This is a genomic window from Arthrobacter sp. PAMC 25486, assembly GCF_000785535.1.
In the GTDB taxonomy this organism is placed as follows: Bacteria; Actinomycetota; Actinomycetes; order Actinomycetales; family Micrococcaceae; genus Specibacter.
Window position 1 is genome coordinate 1,042,454 of the sequence record NZ_CP007595.1, and the last position, 20,971, is coordinate 1,063,424.

General features: G+C 64.6%; 15 protein-coding genes and 1 riboswitch. Of the genes, 2 read left to right on the forward strand and 13 right to left on the reverse strand.

What is annotated here, in order from left to right; all coding sequences use genetic code 11:
- Nucleotides 1–44 precede the first annotated feature (44 nt).
- The 6 genes from proB to art_RS04900 form a co-directional block, all read right to left on the reverse strand.
- Nucleotides 45–1,196 carry a glutamate 5-kinase gene (gene proB, locus art_RS04875; RefSeq protein WP_038462845.1) on the reverse strand — a complete coding sequence of 384 codons (1,152 nt, stop codon included), beginning with the start codon at nucleotides 1,194–1,196 and terminating at the stop codon, nucleotides 45–47.
- Entirely contained in the window at nucleotides 1,196–2,812 is a 1,617-nt protein-coding gene (gene obgE, locus art_RS04880; RefSeq protein ID WP_038462848.1) for a GTPase ObgE, read from the reverse strand. The genes proB and obgE overlap by 1 nt, the downstream gene beginning before the upstream one ends.
- A gap of 135 nt (nucleotides 2,813–2,947) precedes the next feature.
- The gene (rpmA, locus tag art_RS04885; RefSeq protein WP_038462850.1) at nucleotides 2,948–3,205 is read right to left on the reverse strand and encodes a 50S ribosomal protein L27; all 258 of its coding nucleotides are present in this window, start codon (nucleotides 3,203–3,205) and stop codon (nucleotides 2,948–2,950) included.
- Nucleotides 3,206–3,264: 59 nt separating this feature from the next.
- Nucleotides 3,265–3,573: a 50S ribosomal protein L21 gene (gene rplU / locus art_RS04890; RefSeq protein WP_038462852.1), complete on the reverse strand. Its 309-nt coding sequence runs from the start codon at nucleotides 3,571–3,573 to the stop codon at nucleotides 3,265–3,267.
- Between the two features lie 398 nt (nucleotides 3,574–3,971).
- Complete coding sequence (gene thiD, locus art_RS04895; RefSeq protein ID WP_052136012.1) at nucleotides 3,972–5,561, reverse strand: bifunctional hydroxymethylpyrimidine kinase/phosphomethylpyrimidine kinase; 1,590 nt, start codon at nucleotides 5,559–5,561, stop codon at nucleotides 3,972–3,974.
- A riboswitch (TPP riboswitch) is annotated at nucleotides 5,551–5,649 on the reverse strand. (Overlaps the previous gene by 11 nt.)
- A 119-nt stretch (nucleotides 5,650–5,768) precedes the next feature.
- Entirely contained in the window at nucleotides 5,769–9,239 is a 3,471-nt protein-coding gene (locus art_RS04900) for an Rne/Rng family ribonuclease (RefSeq protein WP_082000110.1), read from the reverse strand.
- A gap of 371 nt (nucleotides 9,240–9,610) precedes the next feature.
- Here art_RS04900 and art_RS04905 point away from each other — a divergent pair, with 371 nt between their 5' ends.
- Complete coding sequence (locus art_RS04905) at nucleotides 9,611–10,246, forward strand: vitamin K epoxide reductase family protein (protein WP_038462854.1); 636 nt, start codon at nucleotides 9,611–9,613, stop codon at nucleotides 10,244–10,246.
- A gap of 215 nt (nucleotides 10,247–10,461) precedes the next feature.
- Here art_RS04905 and ndk read toward each other — a convergent pair whose 3' ends face one another.
- The 7 genes from ndk to art_RS04940 form a co-directional block, all read right to left on the reverse strand.
- Complete coding sequence (gene ndk, locus art_RS04910) at nucleotides 10,462–10,878, reverse strand: nucleoside-diphosphate kinase (RefSeq protein WP_038462858.1); 417 nt, start codon at nucleotides 10,876–10,878, stop codon at nucleotides 10,462–10,464.
- Between the two features lie 38 nt (nucleotides 10,879–10,916).
- Nucleotides 10,917–11,372, reverse strand: coding sequence for a DUF4233 domain-containing protein (locus art_RS04915; protein ID WP_038462860.1), 456 nt, complete (start codon nucleotides 11,370–11,372; stop codon nucleotides 10,917–10,919).
- A 1-nt stretch (nucleotide 11,373) separates the two neighbouring features.
- The gene (locus art_RS04920; RefSeq protein ID WP_038462862.1) at nucleotides 11,374–12,756 is read right to left on the reverse strand and encodes a folylpolyglutamate synthase/dihydrofolate synthase family protein; all 1,383 of its coding nucleotides are present in this window, start codon (nucleotides 12,754–12,756) and stop codon (nucleotides 11,374–11,376) included.
- Nucleotide 12,757: 1 nt separating this feature from the next.
- The gene (gene ileS, locus art_RS04925; RefSeq protein WP_038462865.1) at nucleotides 12,758–16,048 is read right to left on the reverse strand and encodes an isoleucine--tRNA ligase; all 3,291 of its coding nucleotides are present in this window, start codon (nucleotides 16,046–16,048) and stop codon (nucleotides 12,758–12,760) included.
- Nucleotides 16,049–16,312: 264 nt separating this feature from the next.
- Nucleotides 16,313–17,080, reverse strand: coding sequence for an SDR family oxidoreductase (locus tag art_RS04930; RefSeq protein ID WP_038462867.1), 768 nt, complete (start codon nucleotides 17,078–17,080; stop codon nucleotides 16,313–16,315).
- A 16-nt stretch (nucleotides 17,081–17,096) separates the two neighbouring features.
- On the reverse strand, nucleotides 17,097–17,441 hold the full coding sequence (locus art_RS04935) for a DUF488 domain-containing protein (RefSeq protein ID WP_038462868.1): 345 nt from the start codon (nucleotides 17,439–17,441) through the stop codon (nucleotides 17,097–17,099).
- A 360-nt stretch (nucleotides 17,442–17,801) separates the two neighbouring features.
- Nucleotides 17,802–18,272, reverse strand: a complete 471-nt coding sequence (locus art_RS04940) for a MepB family protein (RefSeq protein ID WP_038462871.1) — start codon at nucleotides 18,270–18,272, stop codon at nucleotides 17,802–17,804.
- A gap of 53 nt (nucleotides 18,273–18,325) precedes the next feature.
- On the opposite strand from art_RS04940, the gene valS reads away from it, so the two are divergent.
- A complete protein-coding gene (valS, locus tag art_RS04945; RefSeq protein ID WP_038468775.1) occupies nucleotides 18,326–20,947 on the forward strand; it encodes a valine--tRNA ligase in 2,622 nt (873 codons plus the stop codon).
- Nucleotides 20,948–20,971 lie beyond the last annotated feature (24 nt).

Here is a 20,971-nt window from a genome sequence, read left to right on the forward strand (position 1 = left end):
GTGGAAGGCGAGCTCACCGACGCCAGCGGGGTAACGCGGGGTGGTCAGCGGTTCAGTAGCACCAGGTCGTCGACGTGCACCACTTCGCGCTCAAATTCACGGCCCAGTTCCTTGGCCAACGCCTTGGTGGAGCGTCCGAGCATTTGCGGCAGGTCCGAATGCCGGTAGTTAACGAGGCCGTGGGCGAACACGTGACCGTTTGCGTCGCTGATCTCCACCGCGTCGCCGGCATCAAAGTCGCCCGTGACGCCCGTTATCCCGGCCGGGAGCAGCGACTTGTGCCGCTCCCCCACAGCCCGCACAGCGCCGTCGTCCAACACCAGGCGGCCACGAAGGTCGGCCAGGTGGGCCAGCCACAGCATGCGCACGGGGCGCTTGTTGCCGTTGATGCCGAACCAGGTACCCACATCTTGCCCGGCAAGCGCCGCCCCGGCCTGGCCGGTGGAGGTGACAAGGGCCGGGATCCCGGTCTCGGCGGCGATCATGGCCGCCTGCACCTTCGTGGCCATGCCGCCCGTGCCAACCCCTGCCTTGCCAGCACTGCCAATGACAATACCTTCCAAGTCCTCGGGTGAATCCACCTGGCTGATCCGGGTTGCCCCTGCAGACGGCGGGCCATCGTAGAGGGCATCGACGTCGGAGAGCAGCACGAGTGCATCGGCCTTGACCAGATGAGCCACGAGGGCGGCGAGCCTGTCGTTGTCGCCGAAGCGGATCTCGTGAGTGGCCACGGTGTCATTCTCATTGACGATCGGGACCACGCCCAAATGCAGCAGACGCTCAAGGGCCCGGTGCGCGTTGACGTATTGGTGGCGGCGGGTGAGGTCTTCCGCCGTCAACAGCACCTGGGACGCCGTGACCCCGTGGGCGGTGAAGGCCTGGTTGTAGTGGGCCATCAGCAGGCCCTGCCCCACACTGGCCGCGGCTTGTTGCGTGGCCAGGTCCTTGGGCCGCCGGGACAGGCCCAGCGGCAGCAGGCCGGCCGAAATGGCGCCCGAAGACACCAAGATGATCTCGGTTCCCGCCAGCCGGCGCTGCGCCAGCACGTCTACCAGGTTCCGCAGCGCCTCTTCCGAGATGCCGCCGGCAACTGAGGTCAGTGATGACGAACCAACCTTGACCACGATGCGGGCCGCAGTGGCCATCTCGCCTCGCGAATTCAGCGTGGCAGCCCGGTCCTGTCCCTTGGTTCCCATTACTTCTGCGCTGCACCTGTGTCGTCGGAATCGCCATCAGCGGCCAGATCTGCGTCGATGACGTGGGTCTTGACAGCATTGCGGTTCGTTGATTCGGTCCAAATGCCGGCCTTGCGTTCGGTTTCCAGCTCCGCGCGGCCGGCGGCCCTGGCGTCGCGCCGGTCCTGCTGTTCCTGGCGCTTTTGCGTGCGGGTGGGCCGGTCGCCCAGGTCCAGCAAGCGCAGGTCGGTGCCGCGGGGTGCGGCCAGGTGCTCGGCACCGCCCATCATGGTGGGCTCCCAGTCAAAGATCATGCCGCCGTTGTCCCCGCCAATGACAACCGTGTCACCTGGGGTTGCGCCGGCCTTGAACAGCCCGGTTTCAACACCGATCTTGGCAAGCCGGTCGGCCAGGTAGCCGATGGCTTCTTCGTTCTGGAAGTCCGTCTGCTTCACCCAGCGCTCAGGCTTTTCACCGCGCACCCGGAACAGCGGTTCAAGGTTGCGTTCCTCACGGTGAATGGTGAACGCAGCTGCGTTGACCGCACGCGGACGCAACACAACAGGAACAACCTTTGCTGGCGTGTCAATGACGGCCTGACGGGCCGCGCTGACGATTTCTGCCATGGCAAAGCCCAGAGCCTTCAAGCCTTCATGGCTGGCGGCCGAGACGTCAAACACGCGGTAGCCGCGGGCTTCCAAGTCTGCACGCACAAACCCGGCCATATCCCGTCCGTCGGGGGAATCGACCTTGTTCAGGGCGATCAGGCGGGGGCGGGCGTTCAAGGGAACAACATCGCCGTCCGAGCCGGCAAAGCTCATGTCGACGTCGTACCGGTCAAGCTCGCGTTCGATGATGGCCAGGTCGGAAATGGGGTCACGGTCCGCCTCAAGTGCGGCACAGTCAAGGACGTGCACAATGGCTGCGCAGCGTTCAACGTGGCGCAGGAAGTTGTGGCCCAGGCCCTTGCCTTCGCTGGCACCCTCGATGAGTCCGGGGACATCGGCCATGGTGAAGCGGACGTCGCCCGCCTGGACCACGCCAAGGTTGGGGATCAGCGTGGTGAACGGGTAGTCGGCAATCTTGGGGCGGGCAGCAGACATGGCTGCGATCAAGCTGGACTTGCCGGCCGAGGGGAAGCCCACCAGCGCAATGTCTGCAATGGACTTCAGTTCAAGGACAATGTCCTGCTCGGTGCCGTCAACGCCGAGCAGGAAAAAGCCCGGTGCCCTGCGTTTTTGTGAGGACAGGGCGGCATTGCCGAGCCCGCCCTGTCCGCCGGCGGCGGCGACGTATTCGGTGCCAATGCCAACGAGGTCGGCCAGGACATTGCCGTCACGGTCCTTGATGACGGTGCCATCGGGAACCTCAAGGAGCAGGGATTCCCCGTCTTTGCCGTCACGCCAGTCGCCCATGCCGGGCTGGCCGTTGCCACCGCGGCGGTGGGGGGCGTGGTGAAAGTCAAGCAAGGTGGTGGTTTGGTCGCTGACCCGGAAGGTGACACTGCCGCCGTCGCCGCCCTTACCGCCGTCGGGCCCGCCCAAAGGCTTAAACTTTTCACGTTTAACCGAGACGCAGCCATGGCCGCCAGTCCCGCCGGATACGTGCAGAACAACCCGGTCAACGAAGCTGGCCAATGAAATCTCCTTGAATTGAATTTACGCTGGTGCACCAATTCTAGTCCGCGAGGGACCTGCCCCTGATGCCGGGCAGTGTGTTAAAAGCCAGTGGAGCGGACCAGGCGGTCCGCTCCACTGAGAAAAGCTTTGGTATTAGACCGCAGCTGCAACGATGTTGACAACGCGACGTCCACGACGCGTGCCGAACTCGACTGCGCCTGCGTCCAATGCGAACAACGTGTCATCCTTGCCACGGCCGACGCTTACGCCGGGGTGGAAGTGTGTGCCGCGCTGGCGAACGATGATTTCGCCAGCCTTGACAACCTGACCGCCGAAGCGCTTTACACCCAGGTACTGAGCGTTGGAGTCACGGCCGTTGCGAGTGGAACTCGCACCCTTTTTATGTGCCATTTGAAAATGCCTGCCTTTTTACTAAAAGATTCTAAGTTGATCGAACTTTTGATCGCTTATTAAGCGATTGAAGTGATCTTGACCTTGGACAGTTCCTGACGGTGGCCCTGACGCTTCTTGTAACCGGTCTTGTTCTTGTACTTCTGGATGACGATCTTCGGCCCGCGAAGATCCTCCAACTTCTCAGCCGTAACCTTTACATTAGCCAGGTCCTTCGCGGCGGTGGTGAGCTTGTCACCATCTACCAGGAGCAAAGCGGGCAGCTCAAACGTGCTGCCAACTCCACCGGGGACGCGGTTCATGGTCACGTGGTCTCCAACGGAAACCTTTTCTTGACGGCCGCCTGCGCGGACAATCGCGTACACCACTGGGGAACTCACTTCTCTCGACGTTTATTACAAAGTTTTTATGCCGGCTTGGATCAGATTTGATCGCCGCCAACCGCATGCGCCGCAGTTCAAAATAGAACAGACGCGGGGTGCATACTATGTGCCTCAACGCCGTGGACCTCAATGGAGTTCTGCCATGGAGTGGTTGCCCTAGGTGTTGGCGTAAGCACCGAAGATCAAGAATACGCTAATTCTAGCTCCGGGAGCAAATGACACTGGTTCGCGTTCCTCAGGGCGCCCTGCGCAACGCAGTGTTGCAAGGGCATTCCAGCGGAGTTCAGCAAACCGTACTGAACAACTTTAGCGTGCCTGAGCCGCTGATGTGCGATTTCTGCCCGTGACGCGCCGCCTTTTTCACCGAAGACGGGTGGTCTTAATCACCAAGACACGTTCGACGGCGTGACACCACCACCGGGGCCGGCGAACTGTTGGTGCGGTGCGGCAAAGAAATCCACCTCATATTGGGCCGAGTGGGCGAAGGCTCGGCGCATGCGGGTGCGTTCCGCGGCTGAGCCGTTCCGGGCTGCCGCGTCCATGATGCCCACGGCTGTGGCGGTGGCCTGCGCAAAGTCGTCGTCGGCATAAGTTTGCAGCCAGGTCCCGTAGGGGTGCCCGCCCGCACGGGCCAGGTAGTCGGCGTGCAGCACCCGGCCCACTTCCGCATACAGCCAGTAGCAGGGCAGCACGGCCGCCACGACTTCACCGTAACTGCCGGAGAAGGCCACACCCTGCAGGTGGTCAACATAGTGTTTCGTGACCGGGCCCAGCTCGGGTCCTTCCTGCTCCGGTCCTTCCGGGGAATCGAGCGGGTAATGACTGAGCCAATCCCGGTGCAGGGCCAATTCAACATCCAGGGCGTTTTGGGCGCCGCCGGCCCAAAACTTCTGCTCGGCCTCGGTCGGCGCCAGGGCACTTGCCCTGGCCAGCACACGCGAGTAAGTGGCCAGGTAGAGGGCATCCTGGGCGAGATAGTAGGCAAAGCGGTCACGGGCCAGGGTGCCCGCCGCCAGTTCCTTGATGAAGTCGAGACCGAAGATCGCCTGACGCTGCGGTGCGCAATCCTGCCAGAGCACCCGGCTGAAGGCGTCAAGGCTGGGTGCGGCAGTCGCCCACAGGGCATGCAGGTGATGGATGGGACCGGCGCCTGCGCCTACGTCCAGCACTTCGGAGGCCTCCAATGCCCCCACCAACCAAGCCTTGGCCGTGCCCACCGCCTGCCCCCAGTCCCCCGTGCGCGCCTGCAGTGTTGCCACGGCCGCCGATAGTGAGCAGCCCGTCCCGTGCGTGTTTGCGGTGTGGATCCGCGGCGCAGTGAATTCCTGGATGGCGCCGTCCACACCCACCAGCGCATCGAGGCACTGCTCCCCGGGCAGATGGCCGCCTTTAACGAGCACCATGACGTTGTGGGCGGCAGCCAGTTCCCGGCCCTGTTGCACGGCCTCGGCCCAGCTGCCCACTTCGGATTGACCCAGCAGCGCCGCCAGCTCGGGAATGTTCGGCGTCACCAGGTGGGTGTTGGCCAGCAGCGCCAGTAGAGCCTCGAGTGCTTCGGGCGCCATGAGTGTGTCACCGCTGGTTGCCACCATGACCGGATCAAGCACGACTGCGGAGGGCCGGGTGTGCGCCAGCCACTCGCCCACCGTATTCATCACCTCGGCAGTTCCGAGCATGCCGATCTTTACCGCGTCAATGGTGATGTCTGAGGCGAGGGCGTCCAGTTGGGAACGCAGAAATTCGGCCGGCGGGACATGCACGCCCTGCACGCCCCGCGTGTTTTGCGCCGTGAGGGCCGTAATGGCTGCCATGGCGTAGCCACCGTGGGCCGAAATGGATTTAATGTCGGCCTGGATACCGGCTCCCCCTGATGGGTCGGAGCCGGCAATGCTCAATACCCGCGGGTGTTTCCACGGTGATTGTGCGGTGCCAGTTGCTTCGTGGGCAGGTGAAAAGAGTGTTGTGGCGCTCATGGGACATCCCTTCGCCGGTGCTAGCCGGGCAGGTTCAACGGGTATTGTCTCAGCCGGCCCTTGTGGCCTGGCACCCCGTGTCACGCTCCACCCTACCCACAAACGCAACCATCCGGCCCCAAACGCAAACTGACCCGCAGAGGACGGCGAAAAACACGTCAAAACCGTGAATTTTCTCCGTCCTCTGCGGGTCAGTTTAGCTCGGTGCTACAGCTCAGAGGCTGGCACCCCAACACCCAAGATGATGGGCTCGCTGCTCTTCTTCACTGCCGGAACCGTCTCCGCCGGAATGTGCTGGACCTGCGCGGGGGCCGGAATCTCGACGCTGACGTGCGGCGCCGAACCCTGGCCCACCGAAGGTGCATCGGAAGTTTCCACCACCATGTCGGCACCGCCCTGTGCGCTGCGGGCGCTGCGGTTGCGTCGGCTGCGGCGTGAGCGTGAACGGCTGCCACCGCTGGAATCGTGTTCGTCGTGCTGTGCGCCGTCATGGTCGGGCGCGACGAGCTGATCCAAGGCCTCGGCCAGTCCGGCCAGGGCAGCGACCTGCTCAGCATTGTTTGGCTGGGTGAAGTCGCTGCTTTCGCTGCGGTGGCCGCGCGGCAGCTCGATGGCTTCCCCGCCCAGGTTCAGCGTTGTGGAGTCGTGATTTTCTTCCGTCTCCGTGGCGTCCACAGCGCCAGCCGGCGAGACAGCGGCGCCGTGCTCTCCGCCGTCGTGCTCGTGGTGGGAAGCCGCGGCAATGTTGGCCAGGGCGGCCCGCACCTCGTGCGCCTTCTGCGCCCGGGCAGCCTCGCCGGCCTCATCGGACAGCGGAGCCGCCGTGTCCTCGTGCTGCTCAGAATCGTGCTGCTGGCCCCGGTTCCGGTTGCGCTTGCGCTCACTGCGGGTGGAGCGGTTGGCGGTGCGATCCCCCTCACGGGTCTCGTGCCGGGGGGCGTGCGCGGCGGCAGCCTCGACGGCGGGCGAATGCGTGCGGCGGTGCTCCACGGGAATTTCGTGGGTGACCATGCCGCGACCGGCACATGTGGCGCACTGCTCACCAAAGACCTCGAGCAGGCCGGTGCCCATGCGCTTGCGCGTCATCTGGACCAGGCCCAGGGAGGTGACTTCGGCGACCTGGTGCTTGGTCCGATCACGGCCCAAGCACTCGACGAGACGGCGCAGCACGAGGTCGCGGTTGGATTCCAGGACCATGTCGATGAAGTCGATGACGATGATGCCGCCGATGTCGCGCAGGCGCAGCTGGCGCACCACTTCCTCGGCGGCTTCCAGGTTGTTCTTCGTGACGGTTTCCTCAAGGTTGCCGCCGGAGCCGGTGAACTTGCCGGTGTTCACGTCGACCACGGTCATGGCCTCGGTGCGGTCGATGACCAGGGAGCCGCCGGAGGGCAGGAAGACCTTGCGCTCCAGGGCCTTGTTGATCTGCTCGTCGATGCGGTGTGCGGCGAAGATGTCCTCGGGCTGGGTCCACTTTTCCAGGCGGTCCAGCAGGTCCGGGGCCACGTACGTCACGTACGCCTCGATGGTGTCCCAGGCGTCCTCTCCGGAGACGATGAGCTTGGTGAAGTCCTCGTTGAAGACGTCGCGAACCACCTTGATGGTCAGGTCGGGTTCGGCGTACAGCATTTCCGGGGCGAGCGTCTTGGTGGAGGAGGCACGGTTGCTGATGCCCTCCCACTGGGCGCGCAACCGGTTGATGTCGTTGGTGAGCTCTTCCTCGCTGGCACCCTCAGCCGCCGTGCGCACAATGACGCCGGCGTTTTCGGGCAGGTGGTCCTTCAGGACGCGCTTGAGCCGGTTGCGTTCGACGTCGGGCAGCTTGCGTGAAATGCCTGTCATGGAGCCGCCGGGCACAAACACCAGGTAGCGTCCTGGCAGGGAAATCTGGCTGGTCAGGCGCGCACCCTTGTGGCCCACGGGGTCCTTGGAGACCTGGACCAGGACAGAATCGCCGGACTTCAGCGCGTTCTCGATGCGGCGCGGCTGGCCGTTGAGGTTGGCTGCATCCCAGTCAACCTCCCCTGCGTACAGCACGGCGTTGCGGCCGCGGCCGATGTCAACGAAGGCTGCTTCCATGCTGGGCAGCACGTTCTGAACCTTGCCCACATAGACGTTGCCGATCAGTGAGTCCTGCTGCGTCTTTGAGACGAAGTGCTCGGCCAGGATGCCGTCTTCCAGGACGCCGATCTGGATGCGGTCGTCGGCCTGGCGGACCACCATGACACGGTCAACGGATTCGCGGCGGGCCAGAAATTCGGCTTCCGTGATGACTGTGCGGCGGCGGCCGGAGTCGCGAGAGTCGCGGCGGCGCTGCTTCTTGGCTTCCAGACGGGTGGAACCGCGCAGGCTCGTCACCCGGTTCACGGAGGTGGAATCTGCGGAGGTCCTCGGGGCACGCACACGGGTCACCGTGTTGGGCGGATCTTCATCGCTGCCACCCGTGAGTTCCAGGTCGGCGTCACCGCGGCGGCGGCGACGGCGACGGCGGGAGGTCACGCCGTCGTCTGAGCCCTCGTCGTCATCCTCGTCAGTCTCGCCGGACTCCACGAAGTCGGTGGCCTCGGCCTCGGTGGAGCGGGGGCGGCGGTTGCGGTTGCGTGCGCGGCCGCGGCGGTCGCCGTCATCCTCGTGACCTTCCGTGTCCTGCTCGTCGGAAGTGGCAGCTGCTGACGGAACAGCCAGGCTGAGATCCGGAGCCAGGAACAGTGCCGACATGCCGGCGGCAGGTTCCATGAACAATGAATCCGTGGCCGGCGTGCTGTCCTGGTCCATGGCTTCCGGAGCCGGCGGCTGCTCGGTGCGGGCTGGCGCAACCGTGGCTTCGGCAACGGAGGCTTGCTCGCCAGGAGTTGCTGTCTCGGGGGCCGCTGCAGCCGGGGCCGTCTTGGCTGCAGTGCGGCGGCGGCTGCGTGTGGCTGCCGGAGCGGCGGCGGCAGACTCGATGGCCACCGGAGCGTCCGCCACGGCGGGGGTGTTGCCTCCGTCAAGGCTAATTTCCTGCTGTACACCTTCCGCCTGCACGAGTGCTGCCGTGGCAGGCGAGGAGGTCCTGCGCGTGGCACGGCGGGCAGGCGCCTTGGCCGGTTTGTCGGCAGGCACGACGGCGGCACTTGTCCCAGCACTGTCAGCGTCAGCCAGGGTGGTGGCGTCGTCAGCGACGGATGCGGTTGCAGCCTTCGCGACCGGGGCAGCCTTCGCGGCGGTTGAGGTGACCGGGGCCTTGGCCGCACGGCTGCGGCGTGCAGGCGCCTTCGCCACGGTTTCGGCAGGCACCTCGGCAGCAGTCAGCGCTTCAGGGGCATTCGGCGCTTCGGCAGCGGCCGGGCTGACTGTGGAGCTCTCGGCGCTCAGGAGCAATTCTCCCTGAACGGCAACGGTGGCCGAAGCAGGGGCAGTTACCGGGGAGGTGGCCCGGCGGCGGGGTGCCCGCTTGGCCGGCGCAGCAGCTTCAGCCGGGGCGGCCTCGGCAGAGGCGGGTTCGGACACGGAGGCGGCAGCCGGGGCGGCGGACTCAGCGACGGGGGAAGAGTCGGCAATGCCGTCAAGCAGCGTCGGCTCCTCCGTGGCGGTCACGGGAGCCGTGACCTTCTTGGCGCGGCTGCGGCGCACGGGAGCTTTCTTGGCAGGAACTGCCGGAACTTCGGTGTTTTCCGGTGCGGTCTGTTCATTATCCATTGTGGGCGTTACTTTCGCGCCGGGGCGACACCCCCACATCGGATGCCGAGACCGGCAGATGTGCCAACACCCGCAGGCGTTGACGGAAGTCGTCTAATTTACTTCACAGGCGGCACCAACTTCTGGGTGCGCAAGCTCTGGAAAGCCAATGGTTCGCGAAAACCGGTCCGGTGGATGGCTGCACTCGTGGCAGTCCCGTCACCGGCAGCCCGTTGGCGTGCCATTGGACCGGGAGGCGCATGTGGATCACCAACCAGCCGAAACCATTGTCTCATACGCACCCCTGCGTGACGCCAGTTTCGCGCAGGGCGCGCCATGATTCACGCGCTACAATCAGGACACAATTGCCTCTCTCATCCGATAAGGACATTATGCCGAGCACCAAAGCCTCCGCCAGCGACTCAACGGAACTGGCGACGCCCGTCTTGGCGCGTGCCAAACCGTTCGGCTGGTTCCTGGTCATTGCCGGTGCCGTTGCATGGATCGCGTCCTTCACTCTGGTGTTGGAAAGGCTAGAGCTTTACAAGGACCCGAATGCCACGGCCAGCTGCGACTTCAACTCGTGGATCTCCTGCAGCGATGTCATGAAGACGCCCGAAGCTGCCCTACTCGGCTTCCCCAATCCGTTCATCGGCGTCGTGGCGTTTGCGGTCGTCATCACCACCGGCGTGGTCTTGCTCGCCGGAGCACGGCTGGCCCGCTGGTACTGGATCGGCATGCAAGTAGGCATCACCGCCGGCATGGCTCTGGTGGGCTGGTTCTGGTTCACCGCCGTCTACACCCTCGCCGTCCTCTGCCCGTACTGCATGGTGGTGTGGGCCATGATGATCCCGCTCTTCGTTTGGACCACCATCCGCAACATCAACGCTGGGCTCATCCCGGCCCCGCCGGCGCTCACCAAGTTCCTCAACGATTGGGCCTGGGTCATTGTCGGCCTGTTCTACCTGGCCGCCCTGGCCTCCATCTTCTTCAAGTTCATGTACCTGATCATCCCCTCCAACGCCTAACCCCACCTTCAGACGCTCCTGCAGTTGCGGGGCAATTTTGGCCAACGCTCCTGCACCTGCTGCAGGAGCGTTTGTGTTTAGTGCCCCGGATGTGAGCGAGCGTCGGGAGGAAATGCCCCGCAAGTGAGCGAGCGTTTGTAGCAGGAAGTACGACGGCGGGAGGTCACCTTTTCACAAAAAGGTGCCCCCCCGCCGTCGTGCTTTGGGGGCAATGCTTAGGCGAACCAGATACCGATCTCGCGCTCGGCGGATTCGACCGAGTCGGAGCCGTGGACGAGGTTCTGCTGGACCTTCAGCCCCCAGTCGCGGCCAAAGTCGCCGCGGATGGTGCCGGGAGCGGCCGTGGTGGGATCCGTGGTGCCGGCCAGGGCACGGAAGCCCTCGATGACGCGGTGGCCCTCGAAGATGGCGGCGACAACCGGGCCGGAGAGCATGAATTCAACGAGCGGCTCGTAGAACGGCTTGCCGGCGTGCTCGGCGTAATGCGCCTCAAGCTGCTCGCGCGTGGCGGCGACCTTCTTCAGCTCGGCGAGGGTGTAGCCCTTCGCTTCGATGCGGGCCAGGACGGCGCCGGACAGGTTGCGGGCCACGCCGTCGGGCTTGACCAGGACTAGGGTGCGCTCAATGCTCACAGTAACTCCAATAACTTGGTAAAAAAGGACAATCAGGTTTAGTTTACTTCGCCGGTCTCGCCGGGCGCGGAGGTCTCGGGGTGGGTTGCATCCCACTCGGCCTGGGCCTTGGCACGGGCAGCGTTCTCCCGGTCAATCCTGGCGCCGGCGTACAGGGCGTACCACCAGGCCACGGCGAACAGCACGCCGACGACGAACATGGACGATTCCCAGATGCCGCTCGCGATCAGGGCGATTTGCAGGATCCAGCCAAAGGCGGGGCCCCAGGGCCTGCGGATGACCCCGCAGGCAAGGATCATCAAAAGGGCCAGCACGCCGGCCGCGATCAGATAGGCGGGGTTCTTGCCGTGGACGCCAAACAGGCCCAGGCCAAGGAAAAGCGCCACAAATGCTTCAAGGACCAGCACGACCGAGGCGAACATGAGCCTGGTTGAGCGTGGCTTCTTGGGCGTGTTGGGCTGCCAGTCGCGCTGCGCCTTGGTCAATTTCGCCATGTCAGGCACCTTCCTTTTCGCCGGGCCGTCCCAGCAGGATGCGGGCTTCGCCTACCAGGGTGATGGAGCCGGTGATCAGCACGCCCCCGGCGAGGTCGTTGTTCGCTTCGGCGCGTTCCACGGCCCATTCGATGGCGTCGTCAAGCTTCTCGGCAATGTGGACGTCTTCTTCCTGCCAACCAAGGTCGACGGCGAGCTCGGCCAGTTCCGCTGCCGGAATGGCGCGCGGAGAGTTGGACTGGGTCAGGCAGAGTTCCTGTGCCTCATCCCCGTACGCTTCCTTGAGTGAGTTCAGGATTTCCTCGGCGTCCTTTTCGGCCAGGACACCGAGCACCACCACGAGCTTGCTGAACGCGAAGGACTCCTGGAGGGCGGCGGCGCTGGCGGCGATGCCTGCCGGGTTGTGTGCGGCGTCCACCACGATGGTGGGCGAGGTGCGCATGACCTCCAGGCGCCCGGGTGAGGTGACGGCGGCGAATCCTTCCTGCACGAGGTCGTGGTTCAGTTCCTTCTCTCCCCCGCCCAGGAATGCCTCCAGGGCCGCAAGTGCGACGGCGGCATTCTGGGCCTGGTGTTCGCCGTGCAGTGGGAGCAGGATGCCTGGGTAACGCCCGGCCAGTCCCTGCAGGTCGAGCATCTGCCCGCCCACGGCAACCGTGCGGGCCTCGACACCAAATTCAACACCTTCAAAGCGGAAGTCGGCGTGCTTGTCGCGGGCCGCATCCAGGATGACCTGGGCCGCGTCGGTGGGCTGGGCGGCGCTGATGACAAAGGCACCCTCCTTGATGATGCCGGCCTTCTCCTGCGCGATCAGCCCGGTGGTGTCCCCGAGGAGTTCGGTGTGGTCCAGGGAGATGGGGGTGATGACGGCGACCTGGCCGTCACCCACATTGGTGGCGTCCGTGATGCCGCCCAGGCCCACCTCCATGACAGCCACGTCAACGGGTTCGTCGGCGAAGATGGCGAAGGCCAGGACGGTCAGGCACTCAAAGTACGTCAGGCGCACCTGACCCGCTGCTGTGAGCTCGGAGTCGACAATGTCCAGGTAGGGGCGGATTTCGTCCCAGATTCGCACAAACGTCTCATCGCTGACGGGGGCCCCGTCAATGCTGATGCGTTCGGTGACCTTTGTCAGGTGCGGGCTCGTGTACCGCCCGGTGCGCAGATCATGGGCCAGCAGGCCGGCCTCGATCATGCGGGCCGTGGAGGTTTTCCCGTTGGTGCCGGTGATGTGGATGATGGGGAAGGCCTTGTTCGGCTCCGCCAAAACATCCATGGCCCGGAACAGCGGAGCCAGGCGCGGCTCCATCTTGTTTTCGGGCGCGCGTCCCAAAAGTTCGGCGTACACGCTCTCCACCGAGAATTCATCATGCTGGGCAGTCATGTTAGACGATGCTCCGTTCAACTGTGATGGTGGTTTCAACGTCACCGGGGATGAGTTCCAGCTTCACCGTCAGGGTCTCACCCTTGAGCAGTTCGGCGTTGGCATGCAGCGCGTCAACCACGTCCTGCGGTGCGCTGATGATGGTGCGGATCCGGTCGCTGACGTGCAAGCCTGTTTCCTTGCGTGCCTGCTGAACGGCACGGATCATGTCACGCGCCGTTCCCTCGGCCTCAAGCTCGGGCGTCAGCTCGGTGTTGAGCACCACGAAGCCCCCGTGCGGCAGCATCGCAACGGCACTCTTGCCGCCGTCGTGCGCGTCCGCAACCACCGTCTCGAGGGTGTACTCGGACGGTTCCAGGGCGAGGGAGCCTGCGGTAACAACCCCGTCGGTGACGGACCAGTCGCCGGACTTGGCACCCTTGATGGCCAGCTGGACGTCCTTGCCGAGGCGGGGCCCGGCGGCGCGGGCGTTGACCACGAGCTTTTGGGAGATGCCGAATTCCTCCGGGGAGGCCTCGGCGGCGTCGACAAAGCGGATGGTGCGGATGTTCAGTTCGTCGGCGATGATCGCGGCGCCGTCGTTCAGGGCCGCGGCGTTGGGGGCCACGACGGTGAGTTCCGCCAGGGGCAGGCGCACGCGCAGCTTGGCGGCCTTGCGCAGGCTGGAACCGGTGGAGCAGATCTGCTGGATCTTATCCATCTGTTCCACCAGCGCGGGGTTGGGGACGAAGAGGTCGGCGTTGGGCCAGTCGGTCAGGTGCACGGAACGGCCGCCGGTGAGCCCGCGCCAGATCTCCTCGGTGAGCAGCGGCAACAGCGGGGCGGCCACGCGGCACACAGTTTCCAGTGCCGTGTAGAGCGCGTCGAAGGCGTCCGTGTTCTCGTCGAAGAAGCGGTTGCGGCTGCGGCGCACGTACCAGTTGGTGAGCATGTCCAGGTAGCTGCGCAGTGAATCGCAGGCGCCGGAGACGTCGTAGTCGTCAAGCTTGGCTGTCAGTTCACGCACCAGATCGCCGGTGTTGGCCAGCAGGTATTGGTCCATGGGATCCGAGTAGCCGTCAAAGCGCAGCGTCGCATCGTAGCCGTTGCCGCCGTTGGCCGTGTTCGCGTACAAGGTGAAGAAGCTGTACACGTTCCACAGTGGCAGGATGACCTGGCGGACGCCGTCGCGGATGCCTTGTTCGGTGACCACCAGGTTGCCCCCGCGCAGGATCGGGCTGGACATGAGGAACCAGCGCATGGCGTCGGAGCCGTCACGGTCCAGGACCTCGGAGACGTCCGGGTAGTTGCGCAGCGACTTGGACATTTTTTGCCCGTCCGAGCCGAGCACGATGCCGTGGCTGATGACGTTGCGGAACGCCGGGCGGTCAAAGAGCGCGGTGGAGAGGATGTGCAGCATGTAGAACCAGCCGCGGGTCTGTCCGATGTACTCGACGATGAAGTCGGCCGGGTTGTGGGTGTTGAACCAGTCTTCGTTCTCGAACGGGTAGTGCACCTGTCCGTAGGGCATGGAGCCGGAGTCAAACCAGACGTCCAGGACGTCTTCGACGCGGCGCATGGTGGACTGTCCGTGCTCGGGGGTGCGGGGGTCGTCCGGGTTGGGGCGGGTGAGCTCGTCGATGAACGGGCGGTGCAGGTCCACCTCGCCCTCGTTGTTCACGGGGAGGCGGCCGAAGTCGGCCTGCATTTCCGCGAGGGAACCGTAGACGTCGGTGCGCGGGTATTCGGGGTCGTCGGACTGCCACACCGGGATGGGGGAACCCCAGTAGCGGTTGCGGGAGATGGACCAGTCGCGGGCGTTGGCCAGCCACTTGCCGAACTGGCCGTCCTTGACGTTGCCGGGGATCCAGTTGATGTCCTGGTTCAGTTCGACCATGCGGTCCTTGAACGCCGTGACTTCCACGTACCAGGAGGAGACGGCGCGGTAGATCAGGGGTGTGCGGCAGCGCCAGCAGTGCGGGTAGCTGTGCACGTAGCTGGCCTGGCGGACCAAACGGCCGGCGTCGCGGACAACGCGGGTGATGGTCTTGTTGGCGTCAAAGACCTGCACGCCGGCGATGTCGCCCAGTGGCCCGCCGGCAAACAGCGGCAGGAAGTTGGCTCCCTCGTCGACGGAGAGGACCACGGGGATGCCGTACGTCTCGCAGACCTTCTGGTCCTCTTCACCGTAGGCGGGGGCCTGATGGACGATGCCGGTACCGTCGGTGGTGGTCACATAGTCGGCGAGCAGGAACTGCCAGGACTTGGCGGTGCCGTACTTTTCGTCGTCAGCAAAGTAGTCCCACAGCGGCTCGTACTTCAGGCCCTCAAGTTCGGCACCCGCGTAGCTGGCGGTGACGGCGGCAGTCGCGGCAGCACCGTCGTCGTACCCCAAATCCTTGGCGTGGGCAGCAACGAGGTCGGCGGCGAGCAGGAACTTTCCGGCAGAGGCGCCTGTTGCGGAACCGTTGGGACCCACAGGAACGACGGCGTAGCTCACCTTCGGCCCGACCGCGAGAGCCTGGTTGGTGGGCAGCGTCCAGGGGGTGGTGGTCCAGGCGATGGCGGCAACCCCGGCCAGCTCCTGCGAAAGCGCGGATTCGCCGGCGAGGATCGGGAAGGTGACGGTGACGGTCGAATCCTGGCGGTCCTTGTAGACGTCGTCATCCATGCGCAACTCATGGTTGGAGAGAGGGGTCTCGTCCTTCCAGCAGTAGGGCAGCACGCGGTAGCCGTTGTACGTCAGGCCCTTGGAGTGGAGCTGTTTGAACGCCCAGAGCACGGACTCCATGTACTCGACGTTGAGCGTTTTGTAGTCGTTCTCGAAGTCGACCCAGCGGGCCTGGCGGGTGACGTATTCCTGCCATTCGCCGGCGTACTTCATGACGGAGGAGCGGCAGGCGTCGTTGAACTTGTCGATGCCCATGGCCTCGATCTGGGCCTTGTCGGTCATGCCCAGCTGCTTCATGGCTTCCAGTTCGGCGGGCAGCCCGTGCGTGTCCCAGCCGAAGCGGCGCTCAACCCGGCGCCCGCGCTGGGTCTGGTAGCGGGCCACGAGGTCCTTGGCGTAGCCGGTGAGCAGGTGGCCGTAGTGCGGCAGGCCGTTGGCGAAGGGCGGGCCGTCGTAGAAGACGAATTCGTTGGAGCCGTCCTCGCCGGCGTCGCGGGCGTCGATGCTGGCCTGGAAGGTGCCGTCCTGTTCCCAGTACTTGAGGACGAGTTCCTCCACTTCGGGGAAACGCACGGAAGCTGGCACATGGTTGGATTCGGCGTGCAGGCCGTGGGCCGCGGTTGCCTTGGGGAAGTGGGTCATCACATCATCCTGGTTGGGGGCGTTCGTTTCAGGATGCAAGGACGGCTTGCGCCGCGGTACCACCTCGCTTGCCGCATTTGGTTTTTACGCCAAACGCGGCCGCTTGTTGACTGCTGTGACGGGCTTACCCGTCCGGTTCTACTGGCTTTGCTATTGCTCGGCGTTCTTCCGGAAGCTCACCGGTGATGGCCGGGTCAACGCTTTGCCCCTTATTCTACGGGATGTTGCGGGCCGGCGGGGACGCCCCCTTGCGGCGCCGTGTGCCTAGCGGCGGATCACCTTGTGGGCGGCGGCCTGGGCCACCGGGCGCATGACGATCGTATCCAGGTTCACATGATGGGCAAGCCCGACGGCGTAACCCACCACGCCTGCCACGTCCTCCCCCGTCAGGGGTTTCGCCACGCCCTTGTAGACGTTGTCGGCGGCTTCCTGGTTGCCGGCCAGGCGGTTGAGGGTGAACTCTTCCGTGTGCACCATGCCAGGGGCCACCTCGATGACGCGGATGTTGTGTTCGGCTTCTTCCAGGCGCAGGGCGTCATTGAGTGCATGCTGGCCAAATTTTGCGGCGTTGTAACCGGATCCGCCTTCGTAGGCGGTGTGTCCGGCCGTGGAGGTCAGGTTCAAGATGGTGGCGTTGCCGTGGCTGCGCAGCTCGGGCAGGAACGCCTTGATGACCCGGAGTGTGCCCAGGACGTTGACCTGGTACATCCACTCCCAATCGTCCTCATGGGCGTTGGCCACACTGTCCACGCCGCGGGCACCGCCGGCAATATTGATGAGGGTGTCCGTCCCGCCCGCCGGGCCAAAGGTGTCGGTGGCGAACTCACGGAGGCGGGCGACGTCGTCGTCCTTGGTGACATCGGCGGCGCAGGCGATGGCACCGGTTTCCTGGGCGAGCGCCTCGAGGCGGTCCGTGCGCCGGGCCACGGCGATGACGTTCCAGCCGTCGTTGCGAAGCTGGCGGACCGTGGCGGCGCCGATGCCTGAGCTGGCGCCTGTGACTACTGCATTTTTGGAAGTGTTTTCAGCCATGGCTCAAATGTAGCTGCTATTGGGCTGCGTTCAGAAAATCCAGCAGCACGGCCGCCTGGTTTTCGTGGTGGTCCTTGGCCCCGTAGAGCAGCACCACATGGTCATGGGCGGCAATAGTCTCACGCAGCTGTGCCACGGCGGGGTTGTCCTGCAGTTCAGCCGTGTAATCGCGAACAAAGGCCTTAAAGTTCTCTTCCTTGTGGCCGAAGGCGTGGCGGACCTCCGTGCTGGGGCCCGCCTCCTTGAGCCAGAGGTCAATTTTGTCCTTCGTGACCCCGCGCGGCCACAGCCTGTCGACCAGGACCCGGTACTCCCCCGGTTCAGGTTCCTCATAAACACGCAAGATTCTTAGAGTGCCCATATTTGCATCATAGCCCTGGCGCAGATACTTGGGTCAGCGGCCTCGGATGTCCTGTTCTGCGCCGAAGTGGACACCGTCCACTCGGTGCCCGATGCTCCAGCGCATGCTTGCGGCGTAATGGTGCGCCGGTTCGGCAGTGGGGCACCGTTGAGGGCAAACGGTGCGCAGCTCCAGTGGCACGCGCGCCGTCTGTGCCGCATCCTGAACTCATGCGCAGCAGTCACTGCGAGTTCTGCGCATGCCTAAAGTTCCCTGAAGACATACGCGCAACTCCTTGTTACTGGTGCGTAGGGGCGCCTAGATGCATCAGTAATAACGAGTGGTGCGTAGGTGCGGCGTCGTTTAGGCTCGCACGTCCATTTAGGCCGAGTACAGCTCCAGCACCCGGGCCGCGGGCGCATCCATCGGCAGAAAGTAGTCGCACTGCCACGTCTGGCTGCGCCGGGCCTGGGCACTGGTGGTTTCAACGTCGGGCGTGTAGACGCGCATGGCCCGTTTGCCTCCCTTCCCGTCAATGGACACCACGCCGTGGCGGGCCAACGCTGCTTCGGGGAACACGAACTGTCCCAGCCCCGCACCCTGGCCGGCCTGGATGACAAACAGTGCAACGCCGTCGTGCGTGTCAAAGGGCCGGATGGGACCGTCCGCGGACCGCTGCCACAGCGTCACAAACTGCCCCAATTTGGTGGGCGTGGTCTTGGCCCTGCGGAACACAGCGGGCCGGCCGCCCAGCAAAAGGGAGTGGGCACGGTAGTCGGCACCCTCGGGCTCGGGCGCGACATCGTCCCAGGCCAGCCCCGCGGCCGCCCACATTTCCATCGACTGCTGCATGCTTAAATCTCCTGAATCTTAGGTTCTGGCCAACTCATGAAAGAATCGTGACCATGGCTGACATCATTCCGGGCACAGACACGCCCGCACCCACCTCAAGCAACGTCCCCGACAAGCCCGTTTTGGAGGGCCTTGAAGAGTCCCTGACCAAGCGCTGGCTGGCGGAGGGCACCTACAAGTTTAACCGTGAAACCACCCGGGAGCAGGTGTACTCCATCGACACTCCCCCGCCCACGGCGTCCGGATCGCTGCACGTGGGGCACATGTTCTCCTACACGCAGACCGATGTGCTGGCGCGATTCCAGCGCATGACCGGCAAGAACGTGTTCTACCCGATGGGCTGGGACGACAACGGCCTGCCTACCGAGCGCCGCGTCCAAAACTACTACGGTGTGCGCTGCGATCCGAAGATTTCCTACGACGCCGACTACCGCCCTCCCGCAACCCCGGCCAAGAACCAGCGTGATTTCGATGCCGTCTCGCGCAGGAATTTCATCGAGTTGTGCGAGGAGCTCGCCGTTGAGGACGAGAAGGTTTTCCAGCACCTTTTCCAGACCTTGGGCCTGTCGGTTGACTGGGATCTGACGTACCGGACCATCGACCAGCACTCCCGTGCCGTCTCACAGCGCGGTTTCCTGGCCAACCTGGCCGCTGGCGACGCCTACATGTCGGAGGCCCCCACCTTGTGGGATGTCACGTTCCGCACCGCCGTGGCCCAGGCCGAGCTGGAGGACCGCGAAATGCCGGGCGCGTACTACCGCTTCCCGTTCGTCGCCGAAGACGGCACGAAGATTTACATTGAGACCACGCGCCCGGAATTGCTCGCGGCCTGCTCCGCCCTGGTGGCGAACCCGGACGATGAGCGCTACAAGCCGCTGTTTGGCAAGAAGGTCACCTCGCCGCTGTTCGGGGTTGAGGTTGAGGTTCGCGCCCATGCGCTGGCCAAGCCCGACAAGGGCTCCGGCATCGCCATGGTCTGCACCTTCGGCGACCTGACCGACGTGACATGGTGGCGTGAATTGCAGCTGCCCACGCGTGCCATTGTTGGCCGCGACGGCCGCATCATCAGTGACACCCCCGAATGGATCAGCACCGAGGAAGGCCGCGCCAACTACGCCGCCATCGCCGGCAAAACCGTCTTCAGCGCCAAGGAAGGCGTGGTTGCCATGCTGACCGATGCGGAACTGCTGGACGGGGAAGTCAAGAAGATCATGCACCCCGTGAACTTCTTTGAAAAGGGCGACAAGCCCCTCGAGATCGTCTCCTCCCGCCAGTGGTACATCCGCAATGGCGGACGCGACGAAGAACGCCGCGAACGCCTCATCAACCGCGGCAAGGAAATCGAGTTCCACCCGGCGTTCATGCGCTCGCGCTACGACAACTGGATCTCAGGTTTGAACGGCGACTGGCTCGTCTCACGTCAGCGCTTCTTCGGCGTACCGGTTCCCGTTTGGTACCCCTTGGATGCCGACGGCAACCCGGACTATGACCACCCGATCCAGCCCACCACCGAAATGCTGCCGGTTGACCCCGCAGCGGATGCGGCCCCGGGCTACACCGAGGAACAACGCAACGTTGCCGGCGGCTTCGTGGGCGACGCCGATGTGCTCGACACCTGGGCCACCTCATCCCTGACACCGCAGATTGTTGGCGGCTGGGGCGTTGACGAGGAGCTCTTCTCCACCGTCTACCCCTTTGATCTGCGTCCCCAGGGCCATGACATCATCCGCACCTGGCTGTTCTCCTCCGCCGTGCGCGCCGACGCCCTCCAGGGCAGTGCACCGTGGAAGCATGCAGCGATCTCCGGCTGGATCCTTGACCCGGACCGCAAGAAGATGTCCAAGTCCAAGGGCAACGTGGTGGTCCCCACCGACGTGCTCAACGACTTTGGTGCCGACGCCGTCCGCTACTGGGCAGCCTCCGCCAAGCTCGGCGCCGACACGGCGTACGAAATTGCGCAGATGAAGATTGGCCGCCGCCTGGCCATCAAGCTGCTCAACGCCTCCAAGTTCGTGTTGAACCTGGGCGCCACCGAGGCGAATGTGCTTTCCAAGGACACCGCCGTGCTGACCAACCCGCTGGACCGCGGCCTGCTGGCCCAGCTCTCGGAGGTTGTTGCTGCATCGACGGCCGCGTTTGAGAAGTATGACTACGCCCGTGCCCTGCAGCTGACCGAGAGCTTCTTCTGGCACTTCACCGATGACTACGTGGAACTTATCAAGGACCGCGCCTACGGTGCCAGCGGCGAGGAAGGCCAGGCATCAGTACTGGCCGCACTCGCCACCACGCTGGATTCGCTGCTGCGCCTGTTCGCACCTTTCCTGCCGTTTGCCACGGAGGAAGTGTGGAGCTGGTGGCGTGCCGGTTCGGTGCACCGCGCCGAGTGGCCCACCGCTGTTGGCGTCGACGACGGCGACACCACCTTGCTCGCGACGGTCGGGGACGCGCTTTCGGGCATCCGCAAGGCCAAGTCCGAGGCCAAGGTCAAGCAGCGCACCCAGGTGCTCACCGCGACGGTGACCGCCAGCGATGTTGAGGCAGCCCAGCTGGCCGCCGGTTTGGGCGACCTGAGGGCCGCCGCGAACGCCGTGGAGATCACGCTTGCCGTGGGCGAAGGCGAACTCACCGTGTCCGACGTCGAGCTGGCGCCGGCGCAGGAGCCAATCCAGGCCTAGCACGTCCAACGGCCCCGCACCGCC